The organism is Sphingopyxis sp. P1IMeth2 (assembly GCF_900185685.1).
Taxonomy (GTDB): domain Bacteria; phylum Pseudomonadota; class Alphaproteobacteria; order Sphingomonadales; family Sphingomonadaceae; genus Sphingopyxis; species Sphingopyxis terrae_A.
Map to the genome: position 1 here is coordinate 457,950 of NZ_FYAT01000001.1, position 13,948 is coordinate 471,897.

14 protein-coding genes are annotated in these 13,948 nt (G+C 65.1%); 9 read left to right on the forward strand and 5 right to left on the reverse strand.

The annotated features are described in order from the left end of the window. Positions 1-240: 240 nt before the first annotated feature. The gene (locus tag P1IM2_RS02115) at positions 241-1,653 is read left to right on the forward strand and encodes a methyltransferase family protein (RefSeq protein WP_234179265.1); all 1,413 of its coding nucleotides are present in this window, start codon (positions 241-243) and stop codon (positions 1,651-1,653) included. 19 nt (positions 1,654-1,672) lie between these two features. On the opposite strand, the gene nth is transcribed toward P1IM2_RS02115, so the two are convergent. From nth to dapB, 3 genes are all read right to left on the reverse strand, one after another. Further along, the gene (nth, locus tag P1IM2_RS02120) at positions 1,673-2,329 is read right to left on the reverse strand and encodes an endonuclease III (RefSeq protein WP_062901182.1); all 657 of its coding nucleotides are present in this window, start codon (positions 2,327-2,329) and stop codon (positions 1,673-1,675) included. Continuing rightward, positions 2,326-3,486 (reverse strand): M48 family metallopeptidase, encoded by a 1,161-nt coding sequence (locus tag P1IM2_RS02125; protein ID WP_062901183.1) that lies wholly within the window; start codon positions 3,484-3,486, stop codon positions 2,326-2,328. Before P1IM2_RS02125 ends, nth begins: the two co-directional genes overlap by 4 nt. 79 nt (positions 3,487-3,565) lie before the next feature. After that, positions 3,566-4,291, reverse strand: a complete 726-nt coding sequence (gene dapB, locus P1IM2_RS02130) for a 4-hydroxy-tetrahydrodipicolinate reductase (protein ID WP_062901184.1) — start codon at positions 4,289-4,291, stop codon at positions 3,566-3,568. A gap of 127 nt (positions 4,292-4,418) precedes the next feature. Here dapB and P1IM2_RS02135 point away from each other — a divergent pair, with 127 nt between their 5' ends. Further along, the gene (locus P1IM2_RS02135; RefSeq protein ID WP_186401277.1) at positions 4,419-5,123 is read left to right on the forward strand and encodes an NAD-dependent deacylase; all 705 of its coding nucleotides are present in this window, start codon (positions 4,419-4,421) and stop codon (positions 5,121-5,123) included. 3 nt (positions 5,124-5,126) lie between these two features. Here the strand turns inward: P1IM2_RS02135 and tadA are convergent, their stop codons facing one another. Continuing rightward, complete coding sequence (gene tadA, locus P1IM2_RS02140) at positions 5,127-5,582, reverse strand: tRNA adenosine(34) deaminase TadA (protein WP_062901186.1); 456 nt, start codon at positions 5,580-5,582, stop codon at positions 5,127-5,129. 129 nt (positions 5,583-5,711) lie between these two features. On the opposite strand from tadA, the gene rpmB reads away from it, so the two are divergent. Beyond that, positions 5,712-6,005: a 50S ribosomal protein L28 gene (gene rpmB, locus P1IM2_RS02145; RefSeq protein ID WP_003050690.1), complete on the forward strand. Its 294-nt coding sequence runs from the start codon at positions 5,712-5,714 to the stop codon at positions 6,003-6,005. Positions 6,006-6,042: 37 nt separating this feature from the next. Here the strand turns inward: rpmB and P1IM2_RS02150 are convergent, their stop codons facing one another. Next, on the reverse strand, positions 6,043-7,044 hold the full coding sequence (locus P1IM2_RS02150) for an esterase-like activity of phytase family protein (RefSeq protein ID WP_186401278.1): 1,002 nt from the start codon (positions 7,042-7,044) through the stop codon (positions 6,043-6,045). 173 nt (positions 7,045-7,217) lie between these two features. Between P1IM2_RS02150 and P1IM2_RS02155 the strand changes: the two genes are divergently transcribed. The 6 genes from P1IM2_RS02155 (at position 7,218) to P1IM2_RS02180 (ending at position 13,782) form a co-directional block, all read left to right on the forward strand. After that, the gene (locus tag P1IM2_RS02155) at positions 7,218-7,619 is read left to right on the forward strand and encodes a glycine zipper 2TM domain-containing protein (RefSeq protein WP_062901188.1); all 402 of its coding nucleotides are present in this window, start codon (positions 7,218-7,220) and stop codon (positions 7,617-7,619) included. 175 nt (positions 7,620-7,794) lie between these two features. Continuing rightward, on the forward strand, positions 7,795-8,886 hold the full coding sequence (locus P1IM2_RS02160; protein WP_082819843.1) for a Ppx/GppA phosphatase family protein: 1,092 nt from the start codon (positions 7,795-7,797) through the stop codon (positions 8,884-8,886). After that, the gene (locus P1IM2_RS02165; RefSeq protein WP_062901190.1) at positions 8,883-9,605 is read left to right on the forward strand and encodes an RlmE family RNA methyltransferase; all 723 of its coding nucleotides are present in this window, start codon (positions 8,883-8,885) and stop codon (positions 9,603-9,605) included. Before P1IM2_RS02160 ends, P1IM2_RS02165 begins: the two co-directional genes overlap by 4 nt. Positions 9,606-9,609: 4 nt before the next feature. Beyond that, positions 9,610-11,070, forward strand: coding sequence for a S41 family peptidase (locus P1IM2_RS02170; protein ID WP_062901191.1), 1,461 nt, complete (start codon positions 9,610-9,612; stop codon positions 11,068-11,070). 19 nt (positions 11,071-11,089) lie between these two features. Beyond that, the gene (locus P1IM2_RS02175; RefSeq protein ID WP_238929737.1) at positions 11,090-12,253 is read left to right on the forward strand and encodes an iron-containing alcohol dehydrogenase; all 1,164 of its coding nucleotides are present in this window, start codon (positions 11,090-11,092) and stop codon (positions 12,251-12,253) included. A gap of 260 nt (positions 12,254-12,513) precedes the next feature. After that, positions 12,514-13,782, forward strand: coding sequence for a site-specific integrase (locus P1IM2_RS02180; protein ID WP_186401279.1), 1,269 nt, complete (start codon positions 12,514-12,516; stop codon positions 13,780-13,782). Positions 13,783-13,948: the final 166 nt, after the last annotated feature.

The window sequence follows — 13,948 nt, forward strand, 5'->3', positions numbered from 1 at the left end:
TACGACCCCGTCTTGTTGTTCTGATGGAGCCCTCCGCCCCGACTTGGTGGGGCCTTTACCAGCGCCGGCGGGGCATCGCGACTCTTCAGCGGCCGAGTCGGGTTGAATCGAACCTGACTCGCGGTGAACGGTGTCAAACCGTCGCAACTATGATCGATCGGGCGGCATTTTCGCCGCGAATCGGGGATTATCGTTGACGGCTTGCTTACCATTTCGGCCTAGGACGAGGGGGTGACCCATATGCCCGATCTTGCCGTTCCGGCGGCCGCCGAGACGGCGGCTGACGCCATCGAAGCGCCCGCTTCGCGCCCCCGATCGGCGGTCAGCGCCGGGGTCGGGATCGTCGGTATCCTGGGCCTGTTTTCCTATCTGCTGATCGCGCGCTACGCGCCCGAAATCGCGGCCTATCTGGGCGTCGACTGGGGACAGCGCGGGCCGATGAACGGCCCCAATTCGGCGATCGCCAGCGTCCTTGCCTGCGGCGTTCCGATGGTGCTGTGGTCGCTGTTCGTCGACAAGGTGCACCGCAATCCGTCGACCGGCATCGACTGGTCGCTGCGCCGCCCGTGGCGCGAGACGGTCGACATCAGCCTGACCAAGATCGCCGGGCTGTGGACGACCTGGGCGCTGATCGCCGGATTCTATGCCGTGATGCGCTATTATTGGGAGGGCAATTACGCCTTCTCGATGGACCTGCTCGAACGGGTGGTGCCGTGGCTGCTGCTCGTATCGGTGCCCTATATGCTGTGGCTCGACCGCCGCATGGTCGAACCGCGCGACGGCTGTTACCAGTTCGGACGCTGGCTGATCGCGCCGCGCCAGTCGGGCCGCGCCCAGCCCGTCGATGGGCGCGCGATCGCGCATCATCTGCGCGCCTGGGCGGTGAAGGGGTTCTTCACCGCCTTCATGCTGTCGATCGTGCCGGGCAATTTCTCGTCACTGGCCAGCGTGCCGATGCGCGACGTCCTCGCCAATCCCTATATGACCGGCATCTGGACGATCAACCTGCTCTATCTGGTCGATGTCCATGTCGCGACCGTCGGCTATATCCTGACCCTCAAGCCGCTCGACGCGCATATCCGCACCGCCAATCCCTATGGCATGGCGTGGGTCGCGGCGCTCGTCTGCTACCCGCCCTTCATTCTGATGAACGGCGGGCCGCTCGATTATACGGTGAACGGGTCCGACTGGGGCTATTGGCTTCAGGGGCACGACACGCTGATGACATTGTGGGGCGTGGCGCTGGTATTTCTGGTCGGCATCTACGCCTGGGCGACGATGGCGTTCGGCATCCGCTTTTCGAACCTGACCCACCGCGGCGTCATCACCCACGGCCCCTATGCCTTCACGCGGCACCCCGCCTATGTGTCGAAGAATCTGAGCTGGTGGATCGGCTCGCTGCCCTTCCTCGTCACATCTGGCAGCGCCGCCGACGCGGTGCGCAACACCATCCTGCTCGCGGCGGTCAGCGGCGTCTATTACTGGCGCGCCAAGACCGAGGAAAAGCATCTGCTCGGCGATCCCGCCTATCAGGCCTATTGGGCCTGGGCGCAGCGCCACGCCCTCGTCCCGCGCCTGTTCGCGAAGCTGAGTGGCCGCGCATTGCCGCGGATACGGCTCGATCCCGATCCGCGCGTCGGGCCGGTCGCCTGACCGCCCGGCGGACGCGCTATCAGGGAGCCTGCCAGCCCTTCGGGGCGGGCGTCTTGGGCTTGTAACGGCACAGATCGGCAACGGGGCAGCGCCAGCATTCGGGGGTGCGCGCCTTGCAGATATAACGACCGTGCAGAATCAGCCAGTGGTGCGCGCCGACGCGAAAGGGCTGCGGCGTTTCCTTGTCGAGCTTTTTTTCGACCGCGAGAGGCGTCTTGCCGGGCGCAAGGCCGGTGCGGTTGCCGACGCGGAAAATGTGCGTGTCGACCGCAAAGGTTTCCGCCCCGAAGGCGCAGTTCATGACGACATTGGCGGTCTTGCGCCCCACGCCGGGCAATTCGACCAGCGTATCGCGGTCGGCGGGCACTTCGCCGCCATGGTCGCGGACGAGAATTTCGCTGAGCGCGATGACATTCTTCGCCTTCGCGTTGAACAGCCCGATCGTCTTGATGTGCTGTTTGAGGCCGTCTTCGCCAAGGTCGACCATCTGCTGCGGGGTCTTCACGTCCTGAAACAGTCGCCGCGTCGCCTTGTTCACCCCGACATCGGTCGCCTGCGCCGACAGCACCACCGCGACGAGCAGCTGGTACGTGTTGCCAAATTCCAGTTCGGTTTCCGGACTCGGGTTGAGTTCGGCAAGGCGGCGATAGAATTCGAAGATGTCGGCCTTCTTCATTCGGCCGCGGGCGGGTGCGCCGCCTTCCAGTCCATCGCGACGCGCACGCGCCGTTCGACCGAAGGATGGTCGTAAAAGATCGTCTCCTCGACCGCGCCGGGGCGCGGGTTGCGATATTCGGCGGTCTTGACGAGCGCGGTGGCAAGCGCATCGGGCCGGTTTTCGGTCTTGAGCGAATAAAGGTCGGCCTCGCTCTCGTCGATGCGGATGAGCGTGTTAGTGATCGGCAGGGTGACGAGGCCGAACAGCGACAGGAAGAAAATCAGCACAGGAAAGCCGCGCGGATCGCCGATCTCGGCATCGCTGCCGAACAGCCGTGCGAGGCGCGGAAAGAGCCGGTCGGCCAAAAAGAAAAGCAGCACCGCGAGCGCCGCAAAGACGAAAACCATGCGCCAGATATGGCCGAGCACATAATGGCCGATCTCGTGCCCCGTCACCGCGCGCACCTCGTCGAGCGAGGCCTTGCCGATCGCAACGTCCGAGATCGCGATGCGCGCCGAATGACCGATGCCCGAGACATTGGCGGTGAAATTGTTCGATTGGCGCGATCCATCGAACATATAGATACGGTCAGCGGGTATGTCGGCCTTTGCCGCCATCTCGACGAGCGCATCGCGCACCGGCCCATCGGGAACCGGTGTATATTTGTTGAACAAAGGCTCGATCGCGATCGGCGCGACGAGCAGAAACGCCGAAATGGCGATCGCCGCCAGCCCGCCCGACCAGATCCACCAGCGCTTGCCCGTGCGCCGGATCAGCGCATAGACGCCGAGGAAGAAGAGCCCGCCGAGCAGCGCGGTGATGACGGTCGAGATCGCCGCCTGACCGAGCCAGTCGCCGAGCGGCTGGCTGGTGCGATCATAGGCGGTCTCGCGAATCCAGCCGGTGTAAATGTCCCACGGCAGAGTGACGAGCGCCGAAAGCAGGAAGAAGACCGCGCACAGCACCCAGGTCCGCAGTGCCCAGCCGCGCCGCGCCAGACGCGTATCGATGCGATCGAGAACCCGCAGCCGCACGAAAAGCAGGGTCACGGCCGCCGCGACGAGCAAGCCCCACAAGAGCAGCCAGTGATTGCCGTGCGTATAGGCGGCCGCCTTCGCCAGCGCCTGCGGCCCGAGGCTGTCGATGTAGCCCGCGGTTTCTGCGGCTGGGTTCATCGCGATATCTCCCCTCAACTTTGGCAGCGATGCCGTATTAGGAGAGCAATACGCCGAAATCGGCGCGCCGCAAGCCCGTTCAGAGGCCGAGCACCTGCGGCATCGTGTAGCGACCCGGCGGCTGGTGGATCAGCCACAGCGCCGCCCGCACCGCGCCGCGCGCGAAGATCATGCGGTTTTCGGCGCGATGCGACAGAGTGATCATTTCCTCCGGCCCGGCGAAGATGACATCATGGTCGCCGGCGATGGTCCCGCCGCGCAGCGATGCGAAGCCGATCTTGCCATGGCCACGCGCCCCGGTGACGCCATCGCGGCCACGTTCGGAGCAGCGGTCGAGGCTGATGCCGCGCCCCTCGGCGGCTGCCTGACCAAGCAGCAGGGCGGTGCCGCTCGGCGAATCGACCTTCATCCGGTGATGCATTTCCAACACCTCGATATCCCAATCGGCGTCGAGCCGCGCCGCCGCCTCGCGCACCAGATGCGCAAGCAGCGTGACGCCAAGCGAAGTATTGCCCGTCTGGAGCACCGCGATATCCTTCGCGGCATCGTCGATCAGATAATGGTGACGCTCCTCAAGCCCCGTCGTGCCGATGACGATGGGCTTCCTTGCGGTAATGCAGGCGTCGAGCGTCGCCTCCAGCGCCCCCGGCGACGAGAAATCGACGAGCACATCGGCGGCGGCAACGAGCCGTGCGACATCGCCGCCCTTGTCGACGCCGCAGCTGCGCTGCCCCGCCTCCGAAATCGCGGCGGCGAGCGCGACGCCCATCCGTCCCTGACTGCCGATGATGCCGATGCTCGTCATGACGCGTCCCCTTACCCCATCCCCCTTAGCGCTTCCGATCGCGCAAAGTCGAGGCGCGGCTCGCCCGGCACGGGCCGGATTGATGAAAAAGGATGAAGCCGCCACTGCGTCTCGATAGAGAGGCCGCATGAGCGGCGTCCATAACATCGTGATCCTGACCGGCGCGGGCGTGTCGGCCGAAAGTGGTATCGACACCTTCCGTGACGGCGGCGGGCTTTGGGAACAGCATCGGGTCGAGGATGTGGCGACGCCCGAAGCTTTCGTCCGCGATCCCGATCTGGTCCACCGCTTTTACGATGCGCGCCGCGCCGCGATCCAGACCAAACAGCCCAACGCCGCCCATGTTGCGCTGGCACGGCTCGACGCGCATTGGCCCGGCGAGTTGCTGATCGTCACGCAAAATGTCGACGATCTGCACGAGCGCGCGGGCGCGAAGCGGTTGATTCACATGCACGGCGAACATCTGAACGCGTGGTGCACCGCGTGCGACCGACGCAGCCCATGGTCCGGCACGTTGATCGACCGGCCCGCCTGCCCGGCGTGCGGCCTGGTCGGCTATCTGCGCCCCGACGTCGTGTGGTTCGGCGAGATGCCCTATAGGATGGACGACATATATCGCGCCATCAACCGCGCCGACCTGTTCGTTTCGATCGGCACCTCCGGCGCGGTCTATCCCGCCGCGGGTTTCGTGCGCGAGGCGCGGCAGGCGGGTGCCCGCACGCTCGAGCTCAATATGGAGCCGAGCCAGGGCAGCTATTGGTTCGACGAGGCGCGGCAGGGACCGGCAACGCAGCTGGTACCGCAATGGGTCGATCAATTGCTGGGGCTCTGACGGTCAGCGACGCGCCGCGAAGAAATCGCGGAGCAACATCGCCGCTTCACCGGCACCGATCCCGTCGTAGATTTCGGGGCGATGATGGATCGTCGGCTGCGCGAAGACGCGCGGACCATGCGCGACCGCCCCGCCCTTCGGATCGTCGGCGCCATAATAGAGGCGCGCGATGCGAGCATGGGCGATGGCACCCGCGCACATCGCGCAGGGTTCCAGCGTGACATAGAGGTCGCAGCCGTCGAGCCGCTCGTTGCCGAGCTTCGCCGCGGCCGCCCGAATCGCCACAATCTCCGCATGCGCGGTGGGATCGTGCGATTCGCGCGGGCGGTTATGGCCTTCGGCCACGATCGCACCGTCCTTGACGACGACCGCACCGACCGGCACTTCGCCCCAATCTGCGGCGATCCGGGCAAGGTCGAGCGCGCGGCGCATGGGTTCGGGAAGGGGGAAAGAGGGCATTTCCTACCGCTAATCGCTTGACGAATCTCCGGCAAGCCGATAAGCGCGCGCCTTTCCCGGCCCACCCGGTCCCTTCGGCGCCTTTCGCGCCAACCGGCACGCCGCCCAGATTTTGTGAGGAAGAAGACGATGTCGCGCATTTGCGAACTGACCGGCAAGGGCCGCCAGGTTGGCCACAATGTCAGCCACGCCAACAACAAGACCAAGCGTACCTTCCTGCCCAACCTGCAGAATGTGACGCTGCTGTCGGACGCGCTCGGCAAGGGCGTGAAGCTGCGCGTGTCGACCCACGGCCTGCGTTCGGTTGAACATAATGGCGGCCTCGACAACTGGCTGATGAAGACCGGCGACAATCTGCTTTCGGACAACGCCCGCAAGATCAAGAAGGAAGTCGCGAAGAAGCTGGCCGAAAAGGCCGCCTGATTCGTCCTTCGACGTGCTGCGACAAAAGGCCGCCGGTTTACCGCGCGGCCTTTTTGCTGCCCGGCAGGTCGACGAGTTCGAATTCGACGAGCAGGCTGCGCTGCCAGGCGTTGAAATTATTGTCCGCGACGAGCCAGACGAACGTGCGGCCATCCCTCCGCATAACGGCCGCCCCTTCATAATTGTCGGCGAGCGGCGCCGGAACCTGACCGATCGCCATCGACCGGACGACAGCGTCCTTCGCAATATCGGCGGGGTCGACGATCGCGAGGATCGTCGTGAAGATCGGGGAGAGGCCCAGCCGCCGGTGAACGAGCAGAACTCGGCCGTCGGGTAGCGGCGCGGCATCGCTGACCAGCCCCTTTCCTTCTGCCTCATAGAAGAAGCGCAGCGGCGCCGGCCCCGGTGCGGCCGGGTCGCCCGTGTAGAGCAGCGCCTCTCGTCCCCGCGGATCGCGGTGCGCGTCTTCGGAAAAGATCAGGGTCCGGCCGTCGGCCAACCGTGCCATCGCCTCCGGCCCGCTGTTCGACGGCCAGGCCGGTTCGGGCAAGGCGCGGCGCGATTCGATCTTCGTCAGCGCCGGATCGAGCCGCCAGACCTGATTGAGCCCTTCGAGCGCCAGCCAGGTCCGGCCGCTTAGCGGGTCGACCAGCATCGATTCGACGTCGCGCTGCGATTTGTTGCGCTCGCCGCCGGTCGGGGACGGCCCGGCCGGTGACGGAATCGTGCCGATGTGCGCGGCGCGCGGCCGGCCGTCTTCGGTCAGGGTCATGCGGACCAGGACGCCGTTATCCCCGGCTAACTGAAACCGGTCGGGGCCGGTCAGCGCCAGCGCGGAAAAGCCGCCGAACATGGCATTGGGGCTGACGAGCTGCCAGCCGCGCACGAAGCGCAGCGTTCCGGTCTGCCCCGCCGGATAGACCAGGGGCCGCGCCTCGATCCGTTGCGAGGTGCGGTCCATGACACGCAGCCGCTGCTCGGTTCCGGGCAGCGGGCCAAGCAAAAGGAAGATGGCGGCGGCGGAGAGAAGGCGGCGCATCGCCGCGGCGATAGGCCCGAACCTTCCTCGCAGGCAAGCCCGGTGTCCGGCGCGCGAAGCTGAACAAATGCCAACAATGGCGTTCAGGCTTCCCTCAAGACGAATCGGGCAAAACCCTTTCATCGACCCACCGCCCGCACCGGGCAGACGCAAGAGATTGAAGGAGAAAGACGATGAAAAAGATGATGACGCTCTCCCTCGCCGCCCTGATGTCGACCGCGACGCTGGGCGTGGCGACGCCGGCCGCCGCCCAGCAGGGCTATTACGACGGCAGCTATGGCACCTATTACAGCGGCTATGGTCGCGACGACCGTCGCCACGACCGTTACGAGCGCCGCTATGACCGCCGCGACTATCGAGCCGACCGCCGCTACGATCGTCGCTACGACCGCCGCAATTATCGCCAGTGCGACAATGGCACCGGCGGCACCATCATCGGCGCGATCGCGGGCGGCCTCGCAGGCCATGAAATCGCCGGCCGTGGCGACCGCACCGTCGGCACGATCATCGGCGGCGCCGTCGGCGCCATCGCCGGCCGCGCCATCGACAAGGGCAATGACGGCTGCCGTCGCTAAGGCAGGCCCGAGCCCCAACAAAAAACAGTCTCCCTTGCCCCGTCCGGCCCCGCGCCGGGCGGGGTTTTGCTGCGCCATGCGCCTTGCCATCGCGGCGGGCCGCGCCTAGGTTCGGTCCCAAGTGCACACCCGCGGCTGATCGCGGGTGGGTGAGTTGAGACAGGTCATTTAAATCATGCGGCAAATGGCAGCGCCATCGGGCCGACCGCCGCGGTCAGGACAGGCGGCAAAAGGACGAAACAAGACGGCACCGCCCCCGCGGCCCGTGCCGGTCGTACGGCCGCGCAGCTATGCCGCCATCGACCTTGGCACCAATAATTGCCGTTTGCTGATCGCGCGCCCGCAGGAGGGCGAACTGGTCGTCATCGACGCTTTTTCGCGTATCGTGCGCCTCGGCGAAGGGCTGCACAGCACCGGCCGGATCAGCGAAGCCGCGATGGACCGCACCGTCGCCGCGCTCGCCATCTGTGCCGACAAGCTGCGCCGCCGCCATGTCACCCTATCGCGCGCGGTGGCGACCGAGGCATGCCGCCGCGCCGCCAACGGGGTCGAGCTGGCCGACCGGGTGCGCCGCGAAACCGGTATCGTACTCGACATCATCTCCGCCGCCGAGGAAGCGCGACTTGCCGCGCTGGGTTGCCACAATCTGATGGAACCCGGCGACGGTCCGGCGCTGATCTTCGACATCGGGGGCGGTTCGACCGAGCTGATGCACGTCGATATATCCGACCATGATGTTGCGATCCGCGACTGGATCAGCGTGCCGTGGGGCGTCGTCTCGCTGACCGAACATGCGCCGCCAGCTGAGGATAATCTCTCGGCCCGACAGGCGAGCTATGCCCATATGCGCGCGGTGACGCGCGAGGCCTTCGCCGGTTTCGCCGAACGGGTGAAGTGCTACGAAGGCCAGCCGCTGCGTTTGCTCGGCACGAGCGGCACGGTAACGACCCTGGCGAGCGTCTTTCTTGATCTGCCTCGGTACGATCGGCGCGCGGTCGACGGGCTGGTCGTTCCCACCGACGCAATGCGCGACATCAGCCGCCGGCTCGCCGAGGCGAGCCTCGACGACCGTGCCGAAATCGCGTGCATCGGCCGCGAACGCGCCGATCTGGTCGTCGCGGGCTGCGCGATCCTTGAAAGCATCATCGATCTGTGGCCCGCATTGCGCGTCGGCGTTGCCGATCGCGGTATTCGCGAAGGGATATTGCGCACGCTGGCGATGCAGGGGCGCGACATTCCAGTCACCCGGCGCGAGTATCGCAAATGAGCGGACGCAAGGGCGGAGGCGGGGGCGGAAGCGGGCGCGGCGGACTGCACGAGCGCGTCAAGACCGCGCGTCGGCGCACCGCATCCTCGACGCGCTGGTTGCAGCGTCAGCTCAACGACCCTTATGTGCGGCGCGCGCAGGCCGAAGGCTATCGGTCGCGCGCCGCGTACAAGCTGATCGAGCTCGACGACAAATTCGGCTTTCTCAAGAAGGCGCGTGCGGTTGTCGATCTGGGCATCACGCCTGGCGGCTGGTCGCAGGTGGTACGCAAGGCCAACCCCCGCGCGCGCGTCGCCGGTATCGACCTGCTCGCCTGCGAACCGATCGAAGGCGTTGTGATCCTCGAGATGGATTTCATGGACGATGCTGCCCCCGACGCGCTGATCGAGGCGCTCGGCAGTGCGCCCGACCTCGTGATATCGGACATGGCGGCCAACACCGTCGGCCACCCGCAGACCGACCATCTGCGTACTATCGCTCTCGCCGAGACGGCCGCCGATTTTGCGGTCCAGACGCTGTTGCCCGGCGGTGCCTTCGTCGCCAAGGTGTTCGCCGGAGGCGCCGACCGCGAATTGCTGATGCTGCTCAAGCAGAATTTCGCGAGCGTGAAACATGCCAAGCCGCCTGCAAGCCGCAAGGGGTCGCCCGAGCTATATGTGATCGCGCAAGGATTCAAAGGACGCGGCGATAGCGCGCCGGAGCATGACGAAGGGGAGTAGGGACATGGCGAAACCGAGGGTGCCGCTGACCGCATTGACGATGGCGGCGCTGATGCTTGCCTCGTGCGGCGGAGGAGGAGGTAGCAGCACGGCGGGGAGCGGGCCGGTAACGGTCACCCCGACACCCAGCCCGACCCCCACGCCCGCAAGCTGCGGTCTGTCGGCACAGCAGTCCTTTGCCAAGTCGGTGATCGACGAATGGTATCTCTTCCCGAACGATGTCGCGACGAACGTCAATCCGGCCAGCTATTCGACGGTGCAGGATTATATCGACGCGCTGGTGGCGCCTGCGCGAGCGCAGAGCAAGGATCGCTATTTCACTTACGTCACCTCGATCGCCGAAGAAGAGGCCTATTATAGCAGCGGGTCGAGCGCCGGTTTGGGCGTCCGCCTGACTTACGATCCCTCGACCCAGCGCGTGATTATCGCCGAAGCCTATGAAGGCGCCCCCGCCCTCGCCGCCGGGATCGATCGCGGCACGCAGATATTGGCGATCGGGACCAGCGCCGCCAATCTGCGCAGCGTCGCCGACATCGTCGCGAGCGAAGGGACCGCGGGCATCACCAATGCCCTGGGGCCAAGCGATCCGGGCGTTACGCGCCTGCTGCGGATCAGCGATGCTGGCGGCACCCGCGATGTCAGCGTCACCAAGGCCGACTATAATATCGACCCCGTGTCCGACCGCTATGGCGCCAAGGTGATCACCGAAGGCGGCCAGAGCTATGGCTATATCAATCTGCGGACCTTCATCAGCTCGGCCAATGATCAGTTGAAGGACGCTTTTCTGAATTTCCGCAGCCAAGGGATCACCAATGTCGTGGTCGATCTGCGCTACAATGGCGGCGGCCTTGTGGCGACCGCAGAGTTGTTCGGGGACCTGCTCGGCCGCAACCGCGCGGCAAGCGACGTCTTTTCGCGAACCAGCTTTCGCGCGTCGAAATCCGCGAACGATGAGACCCACAATTTCACGCCGACCACGCAGTCGATCGCGCCGACGCGCATCGCCTTCATCGGCACCGGATCGACTGCGTCGGCGAGCGAACTCGTCATCAACGGCATGCTGCCCTGGCTCGGCACCAATATGACGCTCGTCGGCAGCAACACCTATGGCAAGCCGGTGGGCCAGATCGCGCTCGACAAAAGTGAATGCGACGAGCGGATGCGCGTGATCGCCTTTTCGACGGGCAATGCGAGCGGGCCGAGCGACTATTTTACCGGGTTGGCGCCCAAGATAGCGAACAGCTGTGCGGCCGCGGACGATCTCGATTATCCGCTCGGCGACGTGCGCGAGGCATCGGTACGCGCCGCAATCGATTTCCTGTCGGGACAAAGCTGCGCGGCGCACATCGCAAGCGCATCCGCCGGCATCGCCGCGCGCAGCTTCGCCGCCGCACCGGCCGCGCCGGAGATGCTGATGCCGGCCGACCCCCGCGCCGCGCAGCGCGAATTGCCGGGCCTGTTTTGACGCTGCGGCGCGAAGGAGCATGACCATGGCCTCGATCTTCCTGCCGCGGTCGATCCGCATCGGCGGCGGCACGATCGCCGAGCTGCCGGCGGCGCTCGCCCAGTTCGGCCTCGCCGCTCCGGCGATCCTGACCGACCCCTTCCTGGCGCAAAACGGCACGCTCGAGCGGCTGCTCGCGATCCTTGACGACGCAGGGATTGCGGCGCGCGCCTATTGCGACGTCATCTCCGACCCCACGGTCGCATCGGTCGAGGCGGCGCACGGCTTTGTCGCCGAAGGCGCGCATGACTGTGTGATCGCGCTCGGCGGCGGCAGTCCCATCGATACAGCGAAGGCGGTGGCTGTGCTCGCCGTACGCGGCGGCACGATGCGCGCGCGCAAGGTGCCGCATCAGGAAGATGCCCCCGCCCTGCCCATCGTCGCGATCCCGACCACCGCCGGCACCGGATCCGAAGCGACCCGCGTGACGGTCATCACCGACGAGACCAATGACGAAAAGATGCTGTGCGCGGGCCTCGCCTATCTGCCGACCATCGCGATCGTCGACTATGAGCTCACCCTGACCAAGCCGCTGCGCCTCACCGCCGACACCGGGATCGACGCGCTGACGCACGCTATCGAGGCTTACGTGTCGCGGCTCGCCAATCCTTTCTCGGACGGCATGGCGCTCGCCGCGATGCGTGCGATCTGGCCCAATTTGCGTACCGCCTGCGCCGAACCCGGCAATCGCGCCGCGCGCGAGGCGATGATGGCGGGGTCGCTGCAGGCCGGAATCGCCTTTTCGAACGCCTCGGTCGCCTTGGTCCATGGCATGAGTCGCCCGATCGGCGCGCATTTCCATGTCGCGCACGGCCTGTCGAACGCGATGTTGCTCCCCGCCGTCACCGCCTGGTCGGCACCGGCGGCGCTGCCGCGCTATGCCGACTGCGCGCGCGCGATGGGGCTCGCGGCAGAGGGCGAAGGCGACCAGGCGGCCGTGGCGCGGCTGGTCGAAGCGCTACGAGACGTCAACCGCGACCTCGCGGTCCCCACCCCCAAAAGCTATGGCATCGACGAAGCGCGCTGGAGCGAATTGCTGCCCCTGATGGCCGAACAAGCGCTCGCATCGGGATCGCCGGGCAACAATCCCCGCATCCCCGACACCGCGACCATCGAGGCGCTGTACCGCGAAGCGTGGGCCTGACCGGCCCGCCGTTGAAATTCCGATGTCAGCGAAGAATGGAGCGGGCGAAGGGATTCGAACCCTCGACCCCAACCTTGGCAACTTGAACGCGATTCGCTTCGGCTTCTTCTTTTTCTACGCTATCGCCCTATAATTGCTTCTTTTCTTGATATCTATCCTACGACGCCCTATCCTCGCCTAGCCGCTGAAACACCGTACAGCGCTGACAATTTGCTGACAATGGCTCGATCCGAGATTTTGTCAGCAAGGGGATTAATAGCATGCCGACGAGCAAGTTGACAAAACGCACGATCGACGCGGTCATTTCGCCGGCCTCGAAACAGCTCATCTATTGGGACACCGAGATTAAAGGATTCGGACTTCGCGTTCTCCCATCGGGCCTGAAGACCTTCATCGTTCAATACCGCAATGCAGAGGGCATTCAGCGCCGGATGAACCTCGGCCGTTTCGGCGTTCTCACGGTTGAACAGGCGCGCGATCTGGCCCGGCTCAAACTGGCCGCCGTCATAGTCGGACAAGATCCGGCCGATGACGCTCGTCAGTCGCGCAATGCGATGACGGTCGCGGAGATGTGTGATTGGTATATCACGGAAGCCCGCGCCGGAAACATTCTCGGCCGGAAGAACCTTCCCATTAAGTCTTCATCGCTCGACATGGACGATAGTCGTATTCGGACCCACATCATTCCCTTGCTCGGAAAGCGCGTGGTCAAGCATCTGAAGATCGCAGATGTCGAGCAGATGCAGACAGACGTGAAGAACGGAAAGACCGCGAAGCCGCGAACCGGAGGACGTGGCGGCAAAGCGACCGGTGGCCCCGGTGTTGCCGGGCGGTGCGTTGGCACTCTTCAGGCGATTATCGCGCATGCCAAGCACAAGGGCCTGCTGGAGGTTCACCCGACGCATGGCGCAAGAAAGCTTGCCGGGAAAAAGAAGACGCGGCGGCTTAGCGTCACGGAACTCGAATTGCTCGGGAAGGCGATTGCCTACGCCGAGATCAATGGCGAGAATCCGGTTGCGCTCGGCGTGTTGCGAACCTTGCTGCTGACTGGATATCGCCGACAGGAAGCGCAGGCTATGCATCACGACTGGCTACATGCAGATCGTGGATATGTGGCCTTTCCGGACACGAAAGGCGGCGCGCAAATTCGCGCCATCGGGCCTGCCGCGATCCGAGTACTCGTCGCGCAAGCCGGCATTGCCGGCAATCCCCACATGTTTCCATCGGCAGTGGGAAGCGGGCCCTTCACCGCCGTTAGCGAATGCCTCAAACGGGTTTGCGGTCTTGCGGGAATAAAGGGCGTCACTCCGCATACGCTTCGGCACACGTTCGGCAGCGTCGCCGGCGATCTTGGTTTTTCCGAACTTACGATCCGCGCCATGCTCGGCCATGCGTCGCAGAATGTCACGCAAGACTATGTCCACATCGACGAAGCTCTGAAGTTGGCTGTGCAGCGGACGTCGAACGAAATCGATCGCCTGCTCCGTCGCGGCGCAGCAATGCTTCGAACCACTGATCTGGCAGCGTAAACGCCACGCTGAAAAGGAGCAGGTCCGCCGCCGACTCCTCGAATGAGATAAATGCCCTTACTCATTGGTCACCCCTCTCGTTGTAAACGAGATGCGCCAGGATCACAGCCATTGGCCACTAGCCATCCGTCAGTGTTCAGACTGGAATCCGGCAAGATCGGTCAGC